The organism is Streptococcus sp. ST14, from assembly GCF_046098195.1.
GTDB lineage: Bacteria > Bacillota > Bacilli > Lactobacillales > Streptococcaceae > Streptococcus.
The window spans coordinates 1-20328 of record NZ_JBJUSF010000026.1 but is presented as its reverse complement, the minus strand read 5'-3'; the positions used below and the strand labels follow the sequence as shown (position 1 = coordinate 20328).

The following is a 20328-nucleotide window of genomic DNA, read 5'->3' as shown; positions in this document are numbered from 1 at the left end:
AATGAAAAAACTCATGACAAATTTAAAAAAAGCCAAGGTTAAAGCTTTCACTTTGGTAGAAATGTTAGTGGTTTTGCTTATCATCAGCGTTCTTCTCTTGCTCTTTGTTCCTAATTTGACCAAGCAAAAGGATGCCGTCGATGACAAAGGAAAAGCTGCTGTTGTCAAGGTCGTAGAAAGCCAGGCAGAGCTCTATAGTCTGGACAAGAATGAAGATGCTAGCCTAAGCAAATTACAAGCAGACGGTCGTATCACAGCTGAGCAAGCTAAAGCTTATAAAGACTACCATGCAAAACAAAAAACAAGTCAAACTGTTGCAGATTAAGGCCTTTACTATGCTGGAAAGTCTCTTAGTTTTGGGACTTGTGAGTATCCTTGCTTTGGGCTTGTCCGGTTCTGTTCAGTCCAGTTTTGCGGCGGTAGAGGAGCAGATTTTCTTTATGGAGTTTGAAGAACTCTATCGGGAAACGCAAAAACGCAGTGTTGCCAGTCAGCAAAAGACTAGTCTAAACTTAGATGGGCAGGCAATCAGCAATGGTAGTCAAAAGTTGACCGTTCCTAAAGGGATTCAGGCACCATCAGGACAAAGTATTATATTTGACCGATCTGGGGGCAATTCGTCCCTGGCTAAGGTTGAATTTCAGACTAGCAAAGGAGCGATTCGCTATCAATTATATCTAGGAAATGGAAAAATTAAACGCATTAAGGAAACTAAAAATTAAGGCAGTGATCTTACTAGAAGCAGTAGTAGCGCTAGCCATATTTGCCAGTATTGCAACCCTCCTCTTGGGACAAATCCAGAAAAATAGGCAGGAAGAGGCAGAAATCTTGCAAAAGGAAGAAGTCTTGCGTGTAGCGAAGATGGCTCTGCAGACAGGTCAAAATCAGGTAAACATAAACGGAGTGGAGATTCAGGTGTTTTCTAGTGAAAAGGGATTGGAGGTCTACCATGGTTCAGAGAAGTTGCTGGATCTTAAAGAGCAGTAAGGTAAGAGCGTTCACTCTTTTAGAATCTCTGATTGCTCTTATCGTCATTAGCGGAGGCTTGCTCCTTTTTCAAGCTATGAGTCAGCTCCTCATTTCAGAAGTTCGTTACCAGCAGCAAAGCGAGCAAAAGGAGTGGCTCTTGTTTGTGGATCAGCTGGAGGTAGAGTTAGAGCGTTCGCAGTTTGAAAAGGTAGAAGGCAATCGCCTCTACATGAAACAGGATGGTAAGGATATCTCTATAGGGAAGTCTAAATCGGATGATTTTCGAAAAACGGATACCAGCGGACGGGGGTATCAGCCGATGGTTTATGGACTCAAATCAGCACAGATTACAGAGGAAAACCAATTGGTTCGCTTTCGCTTCCAATTTCAAAAGGGCTTAGAAAGGGAGTTCATCTATCGTGTGGAAAAAGCAAAAAGTTAAGGCAGGCGTTCTTTTATATGCAGTCACCATGGCAGCTATCTTTAGTCTGTTGTTGCAGTTTTATTTGAATCGGCAAGTCGCCCATCACAAAGACTTTGCCCTAAACAAAGAAAAGCTGGCAGCTTTTGCCATGGCCAAGCGCAGTAAAGATAAGGTTGAGCAAGAAAGTGGGGAACGAGTCTTCAACTTAGGAAAAGTCAGGTATCAAAATACGAAAACAGGTTTTACAACAAGTGTTCGTATGAATAAGGGCAACTATGAATTTCTCTTTCCTCCGATGAAAATCCAAGAAAAGAAAACGGATAAAAAGGAAGAGGTAGCGACTGATTCAAGCAATCAAGCAGGGAAGAAAAAATCAGAAGAAAAGCCTGAAAAGAAAGACAAATCCTAGTCAATTCAACTTCTTTGTGCTAAACTAAAAGCATGAAACATGATTTTAATCACAAAGCAGAAACTTTTGATTCGCCCAAAAATATCTTTCTTGCAAATTTGGTTTGTCAAGTAGTTGAAAAACAGATTGCTCTTCTATCAGACAAGGAAATATTGGACTTTGGTGGTGGGACGGGTCTATTAGCTTTGCCCCTGGCCAAGCAGGCCAAGTCGGTTACCCTTGTGGACATCTCGGAGAAAATGCTGGAGCAAGCCCGTTTGAAAGCAGAGCAACAAGACATCAAGAATATCCAGTTTTTGGAACAGGATTTACTGGTGAATCCTTTGGAGCAACAATTTGACCTGATTGTTGTCAGTCGGGTTCTTCATCATATGCCTGATCTAGGTGCAACTCTTGCCATGTTTTACCATCACCTTAGGGAGAATGGACAAGTTCTCATCGCTGATTTTGTCAAGACAGATACCAACCATCATGGTTTTGATTTAGCTGAACTGGAAACCAAGCTCGCCCAGTTTGGTTTTTCGAGCATTGACAGTCAGATCCTCTATAGTGCAGAAGATCTTTTCCTCGGAAATTACGCAGAACTCTTTTTAACTGTAGCCCAAAAATCACTCGCTGACTAAAGCAGTGATTTTTTCTCTTCAGATGGAAAAAAGGAGGGAAATTTGATAAGATAGGAATATGGATTTTGAAAAAATTGAACAAGCTTATACGTATTTACTAGAGAATGTCCATGTCATCCAAAGTGATTTGGTGACCAACTTTTATGATGCCTTGGTAGAGCAAAACAGCATCTATTTGGATGGCGAGACCGAACTAGAACAGGTCAAAGAGAACAATCAAGCCCTTAAACGCTTAGCGCTTCGCAAGGAAGAGTGGCTCAAGACTTACCAATTTCTCTTGATGAAGGCAGGACAAACGGAACCTTTACAGGCCAATCACCAGTTTACACCAGATGCCATTTCCCTCCTCTTGGTACTTGTTGTAGAAGAGTTGCTTCATAAAGAGGAAATTAGCATCCTCGAAATAGGCTCTGGTATGGGCATTTTGGGGGCTACTTTCTTGACTTCTCTTGCTAAAAAAGTAGATTACTTGGGAATCGAAGTGGATGACTTGCTGATTGATTTGGCAGCCAGTATGGCAGATGTGATTGGTTTGCAGGCTGGTTTTGTCCAAGGAGATGCCGTTCGTCCGCAAATGCTTAAAGAAAGCGACGTGGTCATCAGCGACTTACCTGTTGGCTATTACCCAGACGATGCCATCGCTTCACGCTATCAAGTGGCTTCTAGTCAAGAGCATACCTATGCCCACCATTTGCTGATGGAACAAGGCCTCAAGTACCTTAAGTCAGATGGCTATGCTATTTTTCTAGCTCCGAGTGATTTATTGACCAGTCCTCAAAGTGACTTATTAAAAGGGTGGCTCAAAGACGAAGTGAGTCTGGCTGCTATCATCGCTCTGCCAGAGGATATTTTCTCAACTGCAAGCCAAGCTAAAAGTATTTTTGTCTTACAGAAGAAAAGAGACAAGGAAATAGAACCCTTTGTTTACCCTCTTACTAGCTTGCAAGATCCGTCAGTTTTGTTGACCTTTAAAGAAAATTTTCAAAATTGGAGCAAAGGTACTGAAATATAAAAGAGATTTTGTTATAATAGATGAAAACGCTTAAAAAGAGGTATCATCTTATGACAAAAACAATTGCAATCAATGCAGGAAGCTCAAGCTTGAAATGGCAACTTTATCAAATGCCTGAAGAGAAAGTTTTGGCTAAAGGCTTGATTGAACGTATTGGATTGAAAGATTCCATTTCAACAGTAAAATTTGACGGTCGTTCGGAGCAACAAATTCTTGATATTGAAGATCACACGCAAGCCGTTAAAATTTTATTGGATGACTTGATTCGTTTTGACATTATCAAAGGGTACGATGAGATTACAGGTGTCGGACACCGGGTCGTTGCAGGTGGTGAATATTTCAAGGAATCAACAGTTGTTGAGGGAGATGTGTTAGAAAAAGTTGAGGAATTGGGACTCTTGGCTCCCCTTCACAATCCAGCTAACGCAGCTGGAATTCGCGCATTTAAGGAATTGCTTCCAGATATTACCAGTGTTGTCGTATTTGATACCTCATTCCACACAACCATGCCAGAAAAGGCTTATCGCTACCCTCTACCAACTAAATATTACACAGACAACAAGGTTCGTAAATATGGTGCCCACGGGACAAGCCACCAGTTTGTCGCAGGAGAAGCAGCGAAACTTTTGGGCCGTCCTCTAGAAGATTTGAAATTGATTACCTGCCATATTGGTAACGGGGCTTCTATCACAGCTGTTAAGGGTGGGAAGTCTGTGGATACTTCTATGGGATTCACACCACTTGGAGGTGTGATGATGGGAACTCGTACAGGAGATATTGACCCTGCTATCATCCCTTATCTCATGCAATATACAGAGGATTTTAATACCCCAGAAGATATTAGTTGCGTTCTCAATCGTGAATCAGGGCTTATGGGAGTTTCTGGTCAGTCAAGCGATATGCGTGATGTGATTGCTGCCATGGAAGCAGGAGATCATGATGCGACTTTAGCCTATGAAATGTATGTTGATCGTATCCAAAAACATATCGGTCAATACCTTGCAGTCTTAAATGGAGCAGATGCGATTATCTTCACAGCAGGTATCGGTGAAAATGCAGCTTTGGTTCGTGAGGATGTCATTTCAGGTATCTCTTGGTTTGGTTGTGATGTGGATCCAGAAAAGAACGTCTTTGGCGTAACGGGAGACATCTCAACTGACGCAGCGAAAATCCGTGTCTTGGTTATTCCAACAGATGAAGAATTGGTGATTGCACGCGATGTTGAGCGCTTGAAAAAATAAGTAAATACACGTAAAATTTGATTGTAAAAAGAAGTTGGGAAAGAGATTTTCCAGCTTTTTTTATGTAGAAAATGTCTAAAACCTTGCTGTTATTGGCTTTTTCAAAAAATATGGTATAATAGTAGTAATTTAATAGATGGAGTTGAGTTTTGAAGAAAAGCTTTCGTGTAAAAAGAGAGAAAGATTTTAAGGCGATTTTCAAGGACGGAACAAGTTTTGCCAATCGAAAATTTGTTGTCTACCAATTGGAAAACCAGCAAAACCATTTTCGAGTAGGACTGTCCGTCAGCAAAAAGCTGGGGAATGCAGTTACCAGAAATCAAATTAAGAGACGAATCCGGCACATTCTACAAAGTGTAAAAGGGAGTTTAGTAGAGCATGTTGATTTTGTCGTGATTGCCCGAAAAGGGGTGGAAACCTTGGAATATGCAGAGATGGAGAAAAACCTACTCCACGTATTAAAGTTATCAAAGATTTACCAGGAAGGAAATGGGAGTGAAAAAGAAACTACAGTTGACTAGTTTGTTAGGCTTGTCCTTGTTTATCATGACAGCCTGTGCAACAAATGGTACAGCTAGCGATATAACAGCAGATTCGACAGACTTTTGGAGCAAATTCGTCTATTTTTTTGCTGAAATTATCCGCTTTTTGTCCTTTGACATTAGTATCGGAGTGGGGATTATTCTCTTCACGATTTTGATTCGGACGATTTTATTGCCTGTCTTTCAGACACAGATGGTTGCCTCTAGAAAAATGCAAGAGGCTCAACCGCGCATCAAGGCTTTGCGAGAGCAATATCCGGGTCGTGATATGGAAAGTAGAACCAAGCTAGACCAGGAGATGCGTAAGGTTTATAAAGAGTTAGGAATCAAACATTCATCCTCTCTCTGGCCGATTTTAATACAAATGCCGGTTCTTTTGGCACTCTTTCAAGCCTTGAGTCGAGTAGACTTTTTGAAAACAGGTCACTTTTTATGGATTAATTTGGGAGGAGTAGATACAAGTTTTGTCCTTCCAATTTTGGCGGCAGTCTTTACCTTCTTGAGTAGCTGGTTATCGAATAAAGCTTTGTCTGAAAAAAGTGGAGCTACGACAGGGATGATGTATGGTATGCCTGTATTGATCTTTGTTTTTGCCATCTCCGCCCCAAGTGGTGTAGCCTTGTACTGGGCTGTATCCAATGCTTACCAAGTTCTGCAAACCTATTTCTTGAACAATCCTTTCAAGATCATTGCTGAAAGAGAAGCAGTGGCGCAAGCAGAAAAAGATTTAGAAGGCAAGAAGAGAAGAGCCTTGAAAAAAGCACAGAAAAAGAAAAAATAAGGAGGAATCTGGTAATGGTATTATTTACAGGTTCAACGGTTGAAGAAGCAATCCAAAAAGGATTGAAAGAATTAGACATTCCAAGAATGAAGGCCCACATCAAGGTCGTTTCGAAAGAGAAAAAAGGATTCTTAGGCTTGTTTGGTAAGAAGCCAGCTCAAGTTGATATCGAAGCGATTAGTGAAACGACAGTGATCAAAGCCAATCAGCAGGCCATTAAAGGGGTTCCAAAAGAAGTTAATGAAAAAAATGAACCCGTGAAAACAGTCAGTGAAGCAACTGTTGATTTGGGTCATGTAGTGGAAGCGATTAAGAAGATTGAAGAAGAAGGTCAAGGTGTTTCTGAAGAGGTCAAGGCTGAAATCTTGAAAAATGAAAAGCATGCCAGCACGATTTTGGAAGAAACAGGCCATATTTCAATTTTAAATGATTTGGAACCAGAGGATACTACCGAGGAAGTGGAATCTGCTCCAGAAAAAGAAACTGAAAGGCAGGAAGTAGCGAGTCAATCTTTGGAAGATTTAGGCTTGAAAGTAGAACCAAGTTATGACATCGAACAAGTGGCAACTGAAGTAGCTAGCTACGTTCAAACCATTGTAGATGATATGGATGTTGAAGGGACGATTTCAAGCGACTACAATCGCCGAACTATCAATCTTCAAATTGACACGAATGAACCAGGTCGTATTATCGGTTACCACGGAAAAGTCTTGAAAGCTCTTCAACTGTTAGCGCAAAATTACCTTTACAATCGATATTCAAGAACCTTCTACATCACAATCAATGTCAATGATTACGTTGAACACCGTGCAGAAGTCTTGCAAACCTACGCTCAAAAATTGGCGACTCGCGTTTTAGAAGAAGGACGTAGCCAACAAACAGATCCAATGTCAAATAGCGAACGCAAGATTATCCATCGCATTATTTCACGCATGGATGGCGTGACGAGTTACTCTGAAGGTGACGAGCCAAATCGCTATGTTGTCGTAGATGCAGAATAAGCAAAGCAAAATCAGGTTCGTCCTGATTTTTTGCTAGGAAAGGAAAGATTCAGATATGCTGAAAGCAGTTAGAGAATACCTATCATTTGCAGGGGTCCAGTACCGTAATCCTGATAAAGCTGGTGATGAAAGAGAAAAGATGCTGGACTTGCGGCAAAAAGGTCAAGAGGCTCGGAAGTCTTTTACAGAATTGGTCAAAACCTTTCAAGCAAGTCATCCAGAATGGCAACTGCAACAGACTAGTCAGTGGATGAACCAAGCGCAACGCTTGCGACCGCATTTCTGGGCCTATCTACAGAGAGACGGACAAGTGACAGAACCTATGATGGCTCTTCGTTTGTATGGAACACCTACTAATTATGGGATTTCTTTGGAAGTCAGTTTCATCGAGCGCAAGAAAGATGAACAGACTTTAGACAAGCAAGCCAAGGTTTTAGAACTTCCAGCGGTAGAAGGAATTTATTATCTAGTCTATTCAAATGGAGAAAGTCATAAGGCGGAGGCTACTGAGGAGAATCGTCATACTTTACGTGAGAAGGTGAGAAGTCAGGAAGTCCGTAAAGTTTTGGTTAAGGCAGATGTTTCCTTCATTGCAAATCAGTCAGTAGAAGCGATATTGGAGAAACTAGAAGAGGCTTATGCGCGCTTGCTTCCGTACTACGAAGTGACGAGGGAATAGAAAATCAAATGTGTTAGATGAACGCAAATTGTTTTATTGCTATTCTATGCATTTTTTCATATAATAGTAAAATAGGATGTGTGATTCATTAATCACCTCAAAGAGAAAGGAAATTCTATGTCAAATCTATCTGTTAATGCAATTCGTTTTCTAGGTATTGACGCCATCAACAAAGCAAACTCAGGTCACCCAGGGGTGGTTATGGGGGCTGCTCCAATGGCCTATAGCCTCTTTACAAAGCAACTTCGTATCAATCCAGCTCAACCAAACTGGATCAACCGCGATCGCTTTATTCTTTCAGCAGGACACGGCTCAATGCTTCTTTATGCCCTTCTTCACCTCTCTGGTTTTGAAGATGTTAGCATGGATGAAGTCAAGAACTTCCGCCAATGGGGTTCAAAAACACCAGGTCACCCAGAATTTGGTCATACAGCAGGGGTTGACGCTACAACTGGTCCTCTAGGACAAGGGATTTCTACTGCTACTGGTTTTGCCCAAGCAGAACGCTTCCTTGCAGCGAAGTATAACCGCGAAGGCTTCAATATCTTTGACCACTATACTTATGTGATCTGTGGAGACGGAGATTTGATGGAAGGTGTCTCAAGTGAGGCGGCTTCATATGCAGGCTTGCAAAAGCTTGACAAGTTGGTGGTTCTTTATGATTCAAATGACATTAACTTGGATGGTGAGACAAAAGATTCCTTTACAGAAAGTGTTCGTGACCGTTACAATGCCTACGGTTGGCATACAGCCTTGGTTGAAGATGGAACAGACTTGGAAGCAATCCATGCTGCTATCGAAACAGCTAAAGCTTCAGGCAAACCATCTTTGATTGAAGTGAAGACTGTTATTGGATACGGTTCTCCAAACAAACAAGGAACCAATGCGGTACACGGTGCTCCTCTTGGAGCAGATGAAACTGCGGCTACTCGCCAAGCTCTCGGTTGGGACTATGAACCATTTGAAATCCCAGCTGAAGTTTATGCTGATTTCAAAGAAAATGTTGCAGACCGTGGCGCATCAGCTTATCAAGCTTGGACAAAATTAGTTGCTGATTATAAAGAAGCTCATCCAGAACTGGCTACAGAAGTAGAAGCCATCATCGACGGACGTGACCCAGTTGAGGTGACTCCAGCAGACTTCCCAGCCTTAGAAAATGGTTTCTCTCAAGCAACTCGTAATTCAAGCCAGGATGCTTTGAACGTTGTAGCTGCTAAATTGCCAACTTTCTTAGGTGGTTCAGCTGACCTCGCTCACTCAAACATGACTTATATCAAAACGGACGGACTTCAAGACGACGCTAATCGCTTGAACCGCAACATTCAGTTTGGTGTTCGTGAGTTTGCAATGGGAACAATCTTGAACGGGATGGCCCTTCACGGTGGACTTCGTGTATACGGTGGTACTTTCTTCGTCTTCTCTGACTATGTGAAAGCAGCTGTCCGCTTGTCAGCCTTGCAAGGACTTCCTGTGACTTATGTCTTTACCCACGATTCAATCGCAGTTGGGGAAGATGGTCCAACGCACGAACCAGTTGAACACTTAGCAGGTCTTCGTGCTATGCCAAATCTCAATGTTTTCCGCCCAGCAGATGCGCGTGAAACTCAAGCAGCTTGGTACCTTGCAGTGACAAGCGAAAAAACACCAACTGCTCTTGTCTTGACACGTCAAAACTTGACTGTCGAAGAGGGAACAGACTTTGACAAAGTTGCGAAAGGTGCCTATGTCGTCTATGAAAATGCAGCAGACTTTGATACGATCTTGATTGCAACAGGTTCAGAGGTGAATTTGGCGGTCGCAGCTGCCAAAGAATTGGCTAGCCAAGGGGCAAAAGTCCGTGTAGTCAGCATGCCATCAACAGATGTCTTTGACGCACAAGATGCAGCTTACAAGGAAGAAATCCTTCCAAATGCAGTTCGCCGTCGTGTTGCAGTTGAAATGGGTGCAACTCAAAACTGGTACAAGTATGTTGGTCTTGATGGTGCAGTTCTCGGTATTGATACCTTTGGAGCATCTGCCCCAGCACCAAAAGTATTGGCAGAGTACGGATTTACAGTTGAAAATCTAGTCAAAGTCGTTCAAAACTTGAAATAATCGCAGAAATCAGAGTGAAAACTCTGATTTTTTATAACCATAAAAACAAGGCACAATCTTGTAAAAGTAGCTGAAATTTGATATAGTAGTCCTATGTAAAATACAAAGGAGAAAATACTATGGAAAATATTAGTCCAAATTTAACATTTTTGATCATGCTTGTAGGTATGTTTGCCTTGATGTTCTTTATGCAACGTTCTCAAAAGAAACAAGCACAAAAGCGTATGGAAAGCTTGAACAAGCTTCAAAAAGGCTATGAAGTGATCACAATCGGTGGACTCTACGGAACAGTGGATGAAGTAGATACTGAGAAAGGTACAATCGTACTGGATGTAGATGGCGTTTATTTGACTTTTGAATTGGCTGCTATTAAGACCGTTTTGCCACTCAAAGAAGCTGTGACACCAGAAGGAACAGTTGTTGACGAAGGCGGAGCAATCGAAGAATAAAACGGGACCTGTCACTCCCGTTTTTCTATGAGACGAGAGGAAAAGGGATGAAAAAAATAGTATTTGTTTGCCTAGGAAATATCTGTCGTAGCCCCATGGCAGAGTTTGTGATGAAGTCCATGACGAGCGATTACCACGTTGAGAGTCGTGCAACGTCATCATGGGAACATGGCAATCCGATTCATAAGGGAACGCAAGGAATTTTCCAGCAATATCAGATCCCGTATGACAAAGATAAAACATCGCTTCAGATTGGCAGGGAAGACTTTGAATCGTTTGATTACATTATCGGTATGGATGCTTCAAACGTTTCAGATCTGCGTCACATGTGTCCTCAGGAACTACAGTACAAGATCTACTCTTTTGCGGCTGAAAATGTCCCAGATCCTTGGTATACAAGAGATTTTGAGGAAACCTATGCTCGTATCACAAGTGGATGTCAAAGCTGGCTAGATCGATTAGAAAAAGAGAGTGACAATGGAAAAGCTTAAACAATTTTATGAGAAGTGTAGAGTTTACCTAACTCGTCCTAGGTTAGAGCTTATTGCAGTAGTTGTAATGGTACTCTGTGCTCTTTCGGTATTTCTGCTAAATACGCCTAAAAAGGGTGTCCTGACACTTGATGGTGGAGCTCTTATTTATGATGGCACCTTGGTACGAGGGAAAATGAATGGTCAAGGAACCCTGACCTTTGAAAATGGAGACCAATATACAGGTGATTTCAATAATGGAGCCTTTAATGGAAAAGGGACTTTCCAATCAAAAGATGGCTGGAAATACGAAGGTGATTTTGTAAATGGCCAGGCTGAAGGTCAAGGGAAGTTGACGACAGAGCAAGAAGTTGTTTATGAAGGGACCTTTAAACAAGGCGTTTTTCAGCAAAAACAGTAGTCTCCAAGTTAGGAGACTATTTTTCAAAACCAGGGAGAAAACGCTTTCCGCGCTTGAATTCGATAACTAACTATTAACTAGAAAAACTTTGTGAAATAAAAAAATTTTTTCCATAATTTCACAATCGTCCAGACAAAACTCTATTGCGCAGCTATATTGAGAAAAAAATCACAATCTCGGAAAAATTCTTTGTGAAATACTTATGAAACTGTTTACAAAGCATAAAAAAAGAGTTATAATAAACTTGTGAAAAAATTAACAAAGGATAAAATCCTTAAAGGCTATGGAGGATAATATGGCTGATAAAAAAACAGTAACACCAGAGGAAAACCAACTTGCTGCTGAAAAGCATGTCGATGGTCTCGTGAAAAAAGCCTTGGTTGCGCTTGATGAAATGCGCAAGTTGAACCAAGAGCAAGTTGACTATATCGTGGCAAAAGCTTCGGTTGCAGCACTTGACGCGCACGGTATCCTTACACAACATGCAGTTGAAGAAACTGGTCGTGGGGTATTTGAAGATAAGGCAACAAAAAACCTATTTGCCTGCGAACACGTAGTGAACAATATGCGTGGAGTTAAGACAGTTGGAGTTATTGAAGATGATCCAATTACAGGTTTGACAAAGATTGCGGAACCTGTCGGTGTAATCTGTGGTGTCACTCCGACAACAAACCCAACTTCAACAGCGATTTTCAAATCATTGATTGCTTTGAAGACACGCAACCCAATCGTTTTTGCTTTCCATCCATCAGCTCAAGAATCATCAGCACACGCAGCACAAATCGTTCGCGATGCAGCGATTGCAGCCGGTGCACCTGAAAACTGTGTACAATGGATTACAAAGCCATCTATGGAAGCAACTGGAGCGCTAATGAACCACGAAGGTGTTGCAACTATTCTTGCAACTGGTGGGAACGCTATGGTTAAAGCTGCATACTCATGTGGAAAACCAGCTCTTGGGGTAGGTGCCGGAAACGTTCCTGCCTATGTAGAAAAATCTGCTGACCTTCGTCAAGCTGCTCATGACATCGTTATGTCTAAATCATTTGATAATGGGATGGTCTGTGCATCAGAACAAGCCGTTATCATTGATAAAGAAGTATATGACGAATTTGTAGAAGAATTTAAATCATATCACACTTACTTTGTAAACAAGAAAGAAAAAGCACTTCTTGAAGAATTCTGTTTCGGTGTAAAAGCTAATAGCAAAAACTGTGCAGGTGCTAAACTAAATGCAAATATCGTTGGTAAACCAGCAGCATGGATTGCTGAACAAGCAGGATTTAGCGTTCCAGAAGGAACAAACATCTTGGCGGCAGAATGTGCAGAAGTAGGACCGAAAGAACCATTGACTCGTGAGAAATTGTCACCAGTTATCGCTGTCCTAAAAGCTGAAGATACAGAAGACGGTCTTAAAAAAGCTCGTCAAATGGTTGAGTTTAACGGACTTGGTCACTCAGCAGCTATCCATACAAAAGACGAAGCTCTTGCTAAACGCTTTGGTACAGAAATCAAAGCAATGCGTATTATCTGGAACTCTCCATCTACTTTCGGTGGTATCGGGGACGTATACAATGCCTTCATTCCATCATTGACACTTGGATGTGGTTCATATGGACACAACTCAGTCGGTGATAACGTGAGTGCGATCAACCTTCTAAACATCAAGAAAGTAGGGAAACGTAGAAATAATATGCAATGGTTTAAAGTTCCTTCAAAAATTTACTTCGAACGCAACTCTATCCAATACCTTCAAACATGTGAAGATATTGAACGCGTTATGATTGTTACAGACAAATCGATCGAAAAACTTGGTTTTGTTCAACGCATTATTGACCAATTGAACAAACGCAGCAACCGTGTAACTGTCCAAGTCTTCTCAGACGTTGAACCAGACCCAGATATCACAACTGTAGAACGTGGTACTGAAGTAATGAGAGCATTTGAACCAGACACAATCATCGCTCTTGGTGGTGGTTCTCCAATGGATGCAGCGAAAGTAATGTGGCTCTTCTACGAACAACCACAAATCGACTTCCGTGACTTGGTTCAAAAATTCATGGACATCCGTAAACGTGCCTTCCGCTTCCCATCACTTGGTAAAAAAGCGAAGTACATCGGTATCCCAACAACTTCAGGTACAGGTTCAGAAGTAACACCATTTGCCGTTATCTCTGATAAGAAAAACAACCGTAAATACCCATTGGCTGACTACTCATTGACACCAACTATTGCCATTGTTGACCCTGCTTTGGTTGAGTCAGTTCCAGACTTCATCGCAGCTGATACAGGTATGGACGTCTTGACTCATGCTACTGAAGCCTACACTTCAAACTTTGCTAACGACTACACAGACGGTATCGCCCTTCAAACAATCAAACTTGTATTTGAATGGTTGGAAAAATCTGTTAAGACAGCTGACCCAGAAGCACGTGAAAAAATGCACAATGCATCTACAATGGCTGGTATGGCCTTTGCCAATGCCTTCCTTGGTATGAGCCACTCAATGGCCCACAAGATCGGTGCGGTTCACCATACTGTTCACGGACGTACAAACGCAATCTTGCTTCCATACGTTATCCGTTACAATGGTACTCGCCCATCTAAGACGACTACATGGCCTAAGTATAACTACTGGAAAGCTGACGAAAAATTCCAAGATATTGCTAGAATGCTTGGATTGCCTCACTCAACTCCAGAAGAAGCGGTTGAAGCTTATGCCAAAGCAGTTTACGATCTTGGTGAAGCAGTTGGAATCACAATGAACTTCAAAGGCTTTGGAATCGATGAAAAAGCTTGGAAAGACAGCTTGCATGAAATTGCCTTACTTGCTTATGAAGACCAATGTTCACCTGCTAACCCTCGCTTGCCAATGGTAGCTGACATGGAAGAAATCATGGCAGATGCTTACTATGGTTATGCAGAACGTCCAGGACGTCGTAAATAATCGTTTATCAGCCTAGAGGCAGGAAATATCCTGTCTCTCTTTTTTGTAAACTCTGAAAGCGTTGAAATTGGAGTTTCACCTTGAAATAAAGAGAATATACAGATATTATAAAAGATTCTAGAGATATACTTTGAAAATAAAAAAATGGATGAATAAAAAGGGGGAGAAAAAGTAGAAAAGCTGGAGAGAAAATCAACGCCCGTACTTGCAATTCAACTCAAATAGTTATATAATAGGTTTGTTGAAAGGTGATTTGTAGTGATTCAAGTTACTCTTTTCACAATAAAAATTTCATGATTTTCATAAGGAGGAAATCACTAATGGTAGTTAAAGTTGGTATTAACGGTTTCGGACGTATCGGTCGTCTTGCTTTCCGTCGTATCCAAAACGTAGAAGGTGTTGAAGTTACTCGTATCAACGACCTTACAGATCCAGTTATGCTTGCACACTTGTTGAAATACGACACAACTCAAGGTCGTTTCGACGGTACTGTTGAAGTTAAAGAAGGTGGATTCGAAGTTAACGGTAAATTCGTTAAAGTTTCTGCTGAACGTGATCCAGAACAAATCGACTGGGCTAACGACGGTGTAGACATCGTTCTTGAAGCAACTGGTTTCTTTGCTAAGAAAGATGCAGCTGAAAAACACCTTAAAGGTGGAGCTAAGAAAGTTGTTATCACTGCTCCTGGTGGAAACGATGTTAAAACAATCGTATTCAACACTAACCACGACGTTCTTGACGGTACTGAAACAGTTATCTCAGGTGCTTCATGTACTACAAACTGTTTGGCTCCAATGGCTAAAGCTCTTCATGATAACTTTGGTGTTGTAGAAGGATTGATGACTACTATCCACGGTTACACTGGTGACCAAATGCTTCTTGATGGACCACACCGTAAAGGTGACCTTCGCCGTGCTCGTGCTGCTGCAGCTAACATCGTTCCTAACTCAACTGGTGCTGCTAAAGCAATCGGTTTGGTTATCCCTGAATTGAACGGTAAATTGGACGGAGCTGCTCAACGTGTTCCTGTTCCAACAGGTTCTGTAACTGAATTGGTAGCAGTTCTTGAAAAGAACGTTACTGTTGATGAAGTGAACGCAGCTATGAAAGCAGCTTCAAATGAATCATACGGTTACACAGAAGATCCAATCGTATCTTCAGATATCGTAGGTATGTCTTACGGTTCATTGTTTGACGCAACTCAAACTAAAGTTCTTGACGTTGACGGTAAACAATTGGTTAAAGTTGTATCATGGTACGACAACGAAATGTCATACACTGCACAACTTGTTCGTACTCTTGAATACTTCGCAAAAATCGCTAAATAATTCTTGAGTCGATAAAAAGCAAGGCCTATTGGTCTTGCTTTTCTTATATGGAAAAATGGATGACACAATCATCCATTCTTTTTTAATTCTTTTTCAAAAGTATCTGATAGGGTAGTGAAGCTTAATTTCTCTAATGTAAGTGGATGGGTAAAGGAAAGTCGAAAGGCATGAAGCATAAGCCGATTTGTCTTTGATTTACTATTATAGAGAGGGTCACCTGAAATAGGGAAGTTATGATGCGAAAGGTGCACACGAATCTGATGGGTTCGCCCTGTCTTTAGCTTGCAACGAACCAAGGAAGTTTTGTTTGGGAATTGTTTTAATCTACTTACATGCGTTTCAGCATATTGCCCATTTTTTGTATCAACTATTCGTTTTCTGCGGTCATGGCGATCACGCCCAATTTTGTCTTTGAAAACAAGTTCTGTGCTGTTGATATGTCCGTCGACCTGTGCCCAATATTCCCTAGAAATCTCTTTTTTCTCCAGTAAGCGATTGAGAATAGGCAGGATAAAAGGATTTTTGGCAAAGAGAACCAAACCACTGGTTTCCATGTCCAGACGATGAACGACATAGCAGGTTTGGCCAACATAGGCACTGACATGGTTAAGAAGGGCGATTTCGTTTGGCTGATTACCATGCGTTTTCATCCCCTCGGGTTTGTTTACAATAATCAAGTGTTGATCTTGATAAACTTCCTGAATGAGGTTTGGGTTGCCCCAAGGAATTTCTTTTTCGGGATAATCTTCCTTGTCAAAAGTTAACTGGCAAATATCTCCAGGATTCACCACCTCGTTCCAGCGAACTTCTTCTTGATTTATCAAAATATGTTTCTTGGTTCTCAAAAAATGACGGATTTTTCTAGGGATGAGGAGTTGCTCCTCTAGTAATTGCTTAACCGTCATTTGAGGTAGAGAGTCTGGTAATGTAAATGTGAATTGCATACAGATATTGTAACAAAAAAAGCCCTATTTGGATAGGAAATAGCTAAATTCTTGTCTTCCTATGATGAAGATGATAAAATAAACGCATGAAATTAGATAAATTATTTGAGAAATTTCTTTCTCTTTTTAAAAAAGAAACAAGTGAACTAGAGAACTCTGATTCGACTAGCTTACGTCGCTCTCGTAGTGATCGAAAAAAATTAGCCCAAGTGGGTCCGATTCGGAAATTCTGGCGTCGCTATCATCTAACAAAGATTGTCCTTATACTAGGTTTGAGTGCAAGCTTGCTAGTTGGAACCTATTTGTTTGCTGTAGCCAAGTCAACCAATGTCAATGATTTGCAAAACGCCTTGAAAACTCGAACTCTCATTTTTGACCGTGAAGAAAAGGAGGCTGGTGCCTTATCTGGTCAAAAAGGAACCTATGTTGAACTGACTGATATCAGTAAAAATTTGCAGAATGCCGTTATTGCGACAGAAGACCGTTCTTTTTATAAAAATGATGGGATTAACTATGGTCGTTTCTTCTTGGCTATTGTAACTGCTGGTCGTTCAGGTGGTGGTTCTACTATTACCCAACAGCTGGCTAAAAATGCCTATCTGTCGCAGGATCAAACTGTTGAGAGAAAAGCAAAAGAATTTTTCCTTGCTTTAGAATTAACCAAAAAATATAGTAAGGATCAAATTCTAACCATGTACCTTAACAACGCTTATTTTGGAAATGGTGTGTGGGGTGTAGAAGATGCGAGTAAGAAATATTTTGGAGTTTCTGCATCAGAAGTGAGTCTGGATCAAGCTGCGACTCTGGCAGGAATGCTAAAGGGTCCGGAGCTGTATAACCCCTTGAAATCTGTAGAAGATTCTACTAATCGTCGTGATACTGTCTTGCAAAATATGCTTGCAGCGGGTTACATTGATAAAAACCAAGAAACCGAAGCTGCAGAAGTTGATATGACTTCGCAATTGCACGATAAGTATGAAGGAAAAATCTCAGATTACCGCTATCCTTCTTACTTTGATGCGGTGGTTAATGAAGCTGTGTCTAAGTATAATTTAACAGAGGAAGAAATCGTAAATAATGGCTACCGCATTTACACAGAGCTGGACCAAAATTACCAAGCAAATATGCAGGTTGTTTATGAAAACACATCGCTATTTCCGAGGGCAGAGGATGGAACATTTGCTCAATCAGGAAGTGTAGCTCTCGAACCGAAAACAGGTGGAGTTCGTGGAGTTGTCGGTCAAGTTGCTGATAATGATAAAACTGGATTCCGGAATTTCAACTATGCAACTCAATCAAAACGTAGTCCTGGTTCTGCAATTAAGCCTTTAGTTGTTTATACGCCAGCAGTTGAAGCAGGCTGGGCTTTGAATAAGCTCTTGGATAACCATACCATGCAGTACGACAGCTATAAGCTTGATAACTATGCAGGAATCAAAACGAGTCGAGAAGTTCCTATGTATCAAGCCTTGGCAGAGTCGCTTAATCTGCCTGCTGTTGCCACTGTTAATGATTTGGGCGTTGATAAGGCTTTTGAGGCGGGCGAAAAATTCGGACTCAACATGGAAAAAGTTGATCGTGTTCTTGGTGTCGCCTTGGGAAGCGGTGTTGAAACCAATCCTCTGCAAATGGCTCAAGCATATGCTGCCTTTGCAAATGAAGGTTTAATGCCGGAAGCTCATTTTATTAGTAGAATTGAAAATGCTAGTGGTCAGGTTATTGCGAGCCATAAAAATTCACAAAAACGGGTGATTGATAAGTCTGTAGCTGATAAGATGACCAGTATGATGTTGGGGACATTCACCAACGGTACCGGTATTAGTTCATCGCCTGCAGACTATGTCATGGCAGGGAAAACTGGTACAACTGAAGCAGTTTTCAATCCGGATTACGCAAGTGACCAGTGGGTAATTGGTTATACTCCGGATGTAGTGATTAGTCACTGGCTTGGTTTTCCGACCACTGATGAAAACCACTATCTAGCAGGTTCGACTTCAAACGGTGCAGCACATGTCTTTAGAAACATTGCAAATACCATTTTACCTTATACGCCAGGAAGCACTTTTACGGTTGAAAATGCTTATAAGCAAAATGGAATTGGACCAGCCAATACAAGAAATCAAGTACAGAGTAATGAAGAAAATCAGGCAGATAATAGCCTTTCTGATATTAGAAGTCGTGCACAAAATCTGGTAGATGAGGCTAGCCGTGCTATCTCGGATTCGAAGATTAAGGAAAAGGCTCAAACGATATGGGATTCGGTAGTCAATCTATTTCGTTAAGATGCTTGTCAAAGCCTAGCTTTCTTGTTATAATAGATAAGATGGAGGCGTTATGACACTTAAAAAAGCAAGCCTAGCTTGTGCGGTTTGTGGTTCGAGAAACTATTCAATCAAGATAAGCGGAAACCCCAAGCCAACACGACTAGAAGTAAATAAATTTTGTAAACATTGTGGTAAGTATACTACACACAGAGAAACGAGATAGGAGAGAGCGATGCGTTTTATTGGAGATATATTTAGACTTCTTAAAGACACAACATGGCCAACTCGCAAGGAAAGCTGGAGAGATTTTCGTTCTATTATGGAATACACAGCTTTCTTTGTAGTAATTATTTACATTTTTGACCAGTTGATTGTTTCAGGTTTGATTCGATTTATTAACATTTTTTAGAAGGCTAGTGGAGTTAATTACACTAGAAATCTTCTATTTATGAAAGGAAATATCATGGATAGTTTTGATAAAGGGTGGTTTGTTTTACAAACTTATTCTGGTTATGAAAATAAGGTAAAAGAAAATCTATTACAACGTGCACAAACCTACAATATGTTGGATAATATTCTACGTGTTGAAATTCCAACACAAACAGTGCAAGTTGAAAAAAATGGAAAGAGAAAAGAAGTAGAAGAAAATCGCTTTCCAGGTTATGTTCTTGTAGAAATGGTCATGACAGATGAAGCCTGGTTTGTTGTTCGAAACACACCAAACGTTACAGGATTTGTCGGATCTCACGGAAATAGATCAAAACCAACTCCATTATTGGAACAAGAAATCCGTGATATCTTGATTTCTATGGGACAAACTGTACAAGAGTTTGATATTCATGTTGAAGTTGGTCAAACTGTACGTATCATTGATGGCGCTTTTGCAGATTACACAGGTAAAATTACTGAAATTGATAACAACAAAGTGAAGATGATTATCTCTATGTTTGGTAATGATACGATTGCAGAAGTGAATCTCACCCAAATTGCAGAATTATAACCCTAGAGAGGCTTTGCCTCTCTTTTTATGTTCCGTTGAGGGAGAAAGAAGTATAGAATAGAGGAAGTAGACCCATGGGCTTGTGTATTTTGCTAAACTAAATGCAGAAAGGAGAGGTCTATGAATCTAAAAGATTTATATGAAGAAAGTAAGGGAATCGTCCATAAGTGTCGCAAAGATTATCATTTGCATCTGTGGGAGAAAGAGGACTGGGATCAGGAAGGCATGTTATGTCTGTATGAGCTGTTGAGTCGCAACCCAGAGTTACTAGAGGGCGAGCGCCATCGACTTTATGTCTGCTTTAAAACAAAGTTTAGAAATCGTATCCTAGATTACATCCGTAAACAGGAAAGCCACAAGCGCCGTTTTGACAAAGAACCCTATGAAGAGGTGAGTGAGATTAGCCATCGTATAGGAGAAAAAGGACTCAGGCTGGACGATTATTATCTCTTTCACGAACTTCTAAAGAATTACAAATCAAAGCAGAGTATGGAAAAACAAGAATTAATAGATCGTCTAATGGGAGGAGAAGTCTTTAGAGGACGTAAAGCTCTTCTGAGAGAACTTTCCCTAATCTTTTCAGAATTTCGGTAAAGAGGAAAAAAGTCCTTGACAAAGGTAAAAAAGTAGGTATAATAGAAAGAGTTGAAAAGCTCAGGTCCGTTGGTCAAGGGGTTAAGACACCGCCTTTTCACGGCGGTAACACGGGTTCGAATCCCGTACGGACTAT

Annotated in this window: 24 protein-coding genes and 1 tRNA gene; 24 read left to right on the top strand and 1 reads right to left on the bottom strand. The window is 40.9% G+C overall.

What is annotated here, in order from left to right:
- Nucleotide 1 precedes the first annotated feature (1 nt).
- The 18 genes from comGC to gap all read left to right on the top strand — a co-directional run bounded on the left by comGC (nt 2) and on the right by gap (nt 15390).
- Complete coding sequence (gene comGC / locus ACIY19_RS08490) at nt 2-325, top strand: competence type IV pilus major pilin ComGC (RefSeq protein ID WP_000735800.1); 324 nt, start codon at nt 2-4, stop codon at nt 323-325.
- The gene (gene comGD / locus ACIY19_RS08485) at nt 288-722 is read left to right on the top strand and encodes a competence type IV pilus minor pilin ComGD (protein ID WP_216728922.1); all 435 of its coding nucleotides are present in this window, start codon (nt 288-290) and stop codon (nt 720-722) included. Before comGC ends, comGD begins: the two co-directional genes overlap by 38 nt.
- The gene (gene comGE, locus ACIY19_RS08480) at nt 685-987 is read left to right on the top strand and encodes a competence type IV pilus minor pilin ComGE (protein WP_200370534.1); all 303 of its coding nucleotides are present in this window, start codon (nt 685-687) and stop codon (nt 985-987) included. Before comGD ends, comGE begins: the two co-directional genes overlap by 38 nt.
- Entirely contained in the window at nt 950-1411 is a 462-nt protein-coding gene (comGF, locus tag ACIY19_RS08475; protein WP_070568120.1) for a competence type IV pilus minor pilin ComGF, read from the top strand. The genes comGE and comGF overlap by 38 nt, the downstream gene beginning before the upstream one ends.
- Entirely contained in the window at nt 1389-1802 is a 414-nt protein-coding gene (gene comGG / locus ACIY19_RS08470) for a competence type IV pilus minor pilin ComGG (protein WP_070568123.1), read from the top strand. The genes comGF and comGG overlap by 23 nt, the downstream gene beginning before the upstream one ends.
- Nucleotides 1803-1834: 32 nt before the next feature.
- The gene (locus tag ACIY19_RS08465) at nt 1835-2425 is read left to right on the top strand and encodes a class I SAM-dependent methyltransferase (protein WP_409003186.1); all 591 of its coding nucleotides are present in this window, start codon (nt 1835-1837) and stop codon (nt 2423-2425) included.
- A 58-nt stretch (nt 2426-2483) separates the two neighbouring features.
- A complete protein-coding gene (locus ACIY19_RS08460) occupies nt 2484-3437 on the top strand; it encodes a class I SAM-dependent methyltransferase (protein WP_125389328.1) in 954 nt (317 codons plus the stop codon).
- 50 nt (nt 3438-3487) lie between these two features.
- Entirely contained in the window at nt 3488-4678 is a 1191-nt protein-coding gene (locus ACIY19_RS08455; RefSeq protein ID WP_409003185.1) for an acetate kinase, read from the top strand.
- 149 nt (nt 4679-4827) lie between these two features.
- Nucleotides 4828-5199, top strand: coding sequence for a ribonuclease P protein component (gene rnpA, locus ACIY19_RS08450; RefSeq protein WP_000748120.1), 372 nt, complete (start codon nt 4828-4830; stop codon nt 5197-5199).
- Nucleotides 5174-6001 carry a membrane protein insertase YidC gene (locus ACIY19_RS08445; protein ID WP_000728097.1) on the top strand — a complete coding sequence of 276 codons (828 nt, stop codon included), beginning with the start codon at nt 5174-5176 and terminating at the stop codon, nt 5999-6001. Before rnpA ends, ACIY19_RS08445 begins: the two co-directional genes overlap by 26 nt.
- A gap of 14 nt (nt 6002-6015) precedes the next feature.
- Nucleotides 6016-7002, top strand: coding sequence for an RNA-binding cell elongation regulator Jag/EloR (gene jag / locus ACIY19_RS08440; protein WP_247931687.1), 987 nt, complete (start codon nt 6016-6018; stop codon nt 7000-7002).
- A gap of 55 nt (nt 7003-7057) precedes the next feature.
- On the top strand, nt 7058-7681 hold the full coding sequence (locus tag ACIY19_RS08435; RefSeq protein WP_247931688.1) for a ribonuclease P: 624 nt from the start codon (nt 7058-7060) through the stop codon (nt 7679-7681).
- 117 nt (nt 7682-7798) lie between these two features.
- Complete coding sequence (gene tkt / locus ACIY19_RS08430) at nt 7799-9775, top strand: transketolase (RefSeq protein ID WP_409003184.1); 1977 nt, start codon at nt 7799-7801, stop codon at nt 9773-9775.
- Between the two features lie 128 nt (nt 9776-9903).
- Nucleotides 9904-10224, top strand: a complete 321-nt coding sequence (gene yajC / locus ACIY19_RS08425; protein WP_025168800.1) for a preprotein translocase subunit YajC — start codon at nt 9904-9906, stop codon at nt 10222-10224.
- Nucleotides 10225-10271: 47 nt separating this feature from the next.
- Nucleotides 10272-10715 carry a low molecular weight protein-tyrosine-phosphatase gene (locus ACIY19_RS08420; RefSeq protein WP_409003183.1) on the top strand — a complete coding sequence of 148 codons (444 nt, stop codon included), beginning with the start codon at nt 10272-10274 and terminating at the stop codon, nt 10713-10715.
- Nucleotides 10702-11115, top strand: coding sequence for an MORN repeat-containing protein (locus ACIY19_RS08415; protein WP_308688630.1), 414 nt, complete (start codon nt 10702-10704; stop codon nt 11113-11115). The genes ACIY19_RS08420 and ACIY19_RS08415 overlap by 14 nt, the downstream gene beginning before the upstream one ends.
- A gap of 295 nt (nt 11116-11410) precedes the next feature.
- Entirely contained in the window at nt 11411-14062 is a 2652-nt protein-coding gene (gene adhE, locus ACIY19_RS08410; RefSeq protein WP_409003182.1) for a bifunctional acetaldehyde-CoA/alcohol dehydrogenase, read from the top strand.
- A 320-nt stretch (nt 14063-14382) separates the two neighbouring features.
- Nucleotides 14383-15390, top strand: a complete 1008-nt coding sequence (gap, locus tag ACIY19_RS08405; RefSeq protein WP_409003181.1) for a type I glyceraldehyde-3-phosphate dehydrogenase — start codon at nt 14383-14385, stop codon at nt 15388-15390.
- A gap of 68 nt (nt 15391-15458) precedes the next feature.
- Here the strand turns inward: gap and ACIY19_RS08400 are convergent, their stop codons facing one another.
- Entirely contained in the window at nt 15459-16334 is an 876-nt protein-coding gene (locus ACIY19_RS08400) for an RluA family pseudouridine synthase (RefSeq protein WP_409003180.1), read from the bottom strand.
- A gap of 86 nt (nt 16335-16420) precedes the next feature.
- On the opposite strand from ACIY19_RS08400, the gene pbp2a reads away from it, so the two are divergent.
- The 6 genes from pbp2a (at nt 16421) to ACIY19_RS08370 (ending at nt 20327) form a co-directional block, all read left to right on the top strand.
- A complete protein-coding gene (gene pbp2a, locus ACIY19_RS08395) occupies nt 16421-18616 on the top strand; it encodes a penicillin-binding protein PBP2A (protein WP_409003179.1) in 2196 nt (731 codons plus the stop codon).
- A 52-nt stretch (nt 18617-18668) separates the two neighbouring features.
- Entirely contained in the window at nt 18669-18821 is a 153-nt protein-coding gene (rpmG, locus tag ACIY19_RS08390) for a 50S ribosomal protein L33 (protein ID WP_033661702.1), read from the top strand.
- A 9-nt stretch (nt 18822-18830) separates the two neighbouring features.
- Complete coding sequence (gene secE, locus ACIY19_RS08385) at nt 18831-19007, top strand: preprotein translocase subunit SecE (RefSeq protein ID WP_001210991.1); 177 nt, start codon at nt 18831-18833, stop codon at nt 19005-19007.
- A 54-nt stretch (nt 19008-19061) separates the two neighbouring features.
- Nucleotides 19062-19598, top strand: coding sequence for a transcription termination/antitermination protein NusG (gene nusG / locus ACIY19_RS08380; protein WP_409003178.1), 537 nt, complete (start codon nt 19062-19064; stop codon nt 19596-19598).
- Nucleotides 19599-19718: 120 nt separating this feature from the next.
- Nucleotides 19719-20192, top strand: coding sequence for a transcriptional regulator (locus ACIY19_RS08375; protein ID WP_065371424.1), 474 nt, complete (start codon nt 19719-19721; stop codon nt 20190-20192).
- A 63-nt stretch (nt 20193-20255) separates the two neighbouring features.
- Nucleotides 20256-20327: transfer RNA gene (locus tag ACIY19_RS08370), tRNA-Glu, on the top strand.
- The last annotated feature ends 1 nt before the right edge of the window (nt 20328 follow it).

What these genes read in the sequence shown, in the direction of transcription:
- jag (WP_247931687.1), top strand. Translation starts at nt 6,016, where the DNA reads ATGGTATTATTTACAGGTTCAACGGTTGAAGAAGCAATCCAAAAAGGA.
- nusG (WP_409003178.1), top strand. Translation starts at nt 19,062, where the DNA reads ATGGATAGTTTTGATAAAGGGTGGTTTGTTTTACAAACTTATTCTGGT.
- ACIY19_RS08435 (WP_247931688.1), top strand. Translation starts at nt 7,058, where the DNA reads ATGCTGAAAGCAGTTAGAGAATACCTATCATTTGCAGGGGTCCAGTAC.
- ACIY19_RS08420 (WP_409003183.1), top strand. Translation starts at nt 10,272, where the DNA reads ATGAAAAAAATAGTATTTGTTTGCCTAGGAAATATCTGTCGTAGCCCC.
- comGE (WP_200370534.1), top strand. Translation starts at nt 685, where the DNA reads ATGGAAAAATTAAACGCATTAAGGAAACTAAAAATTAAGGCAGTGATC.
- ACIY19_RS08465 (WP_409003186.1), top strand. Translation starts at nt 1,835, where the DNA reads ATGAAACATGATTTTAATCACAAAGCAGAAACTTTTGATTCGCCCAAA.
- ACIY19_RS08455 (WP_409003185.1), top strand. Translation starts at nt 3,488, where the DNA reads ATGACAAAAACAATTGCAATCAATGCAGGAAGCTCAAGCTTGAAATGG.
- adhE (WP_409003182.1), top strand. Translation starts at nt 11,411, where the DNA reads ATGGCTGATAAAAAAACAGTAACACCAGAGGAAAACCAACTTGCTGCT.
- rpmG (WP_033661702.1), top strand. Translation starts at nt 18,669, where the DNA reads ATGACACTTAAAAAAGCAAGCCTAGCTTGTGCGGTTTGTGGTTCGAGA.
- comGF (WP_070568120.1), top strand. Translation starts at nt 950, where the DNA reads ATGGTTCAGAGAAGTTGCTGGATCTTAAAGAGCAGTAAGGTAAGAGCG.
- comGD (WP_216728922.1), top strand. Translation starts at nt 288, where the DNA reads ATGCAAAACAAAAAACAAGTCAAACTGTTGCAGATTAAGGCCTTTACT.
- pbp2a (WP_409003179.1), top strand. Translation starts at nt 16,421, where the DNA reads ATGAAATTAGATAAATTATTTGAGAAATTTCTTTCTCTTTTTAAAAAA.
- gap (WP_409003181.1), top strand. Translation starts at nt 14,383, where the DNA reads ATGGTAGTTAAAGTTGGTATTAACGGTTTCGGACGTATCGGTCGTCTT.
- ACIY19_RS08415 (WP_308688630.1), top strand. Translation starts at nt 10,702, where the DNA reads ATGGAAAAGCTTAAACAATTTTATGAGAAGTGTAGAGTTTACCTAACT.
- ACIY19_RS08375 (WP_065371424.1), top strand. Translation starts at nt 19,719, where the DNA reads ATGAATCTAAAAGATTTATATGAAGAAAGTAAGGGAATCGTCCATAAG.
- ACIY19_RS08400 (WP_409003180.1), bottom strand. Translation starts at nt 16,334, where the DNA reads ATGCAATTCACATTTACATTACCAGACTCTCTACCTCAAATGACGGTT.
- secE (WP_001210991.1), top strand. Translation starts at nt 18,831, where the DNA reads ATGCGTTTTATTGGAGATATATTTAGACTTCTTAAAGACACAACATGG.
- comGC (WP_000735800.1), top strand. Translation starts at nt 2, where the DNA reads ATGAAAAAACTCATGACAAATTTAAAAAAAGCCAAGGTTAAAGCTTTC.
- tkt (WP_409003184.1), top strand. Translation starts at nt 7,799, where the DNA reads ATGTCAAATCTATCTGTTAATGCAATTCGTTTTCTAGGTATTGACGCC.
- ACIY19_RS08460 (WP_125389328.1), top strand. Translation starts at nt 2,484, where the DNA reads ATGGATTTTGAAAAAATTGAACAAGCTTATACGTATTTACTAGAGAAT.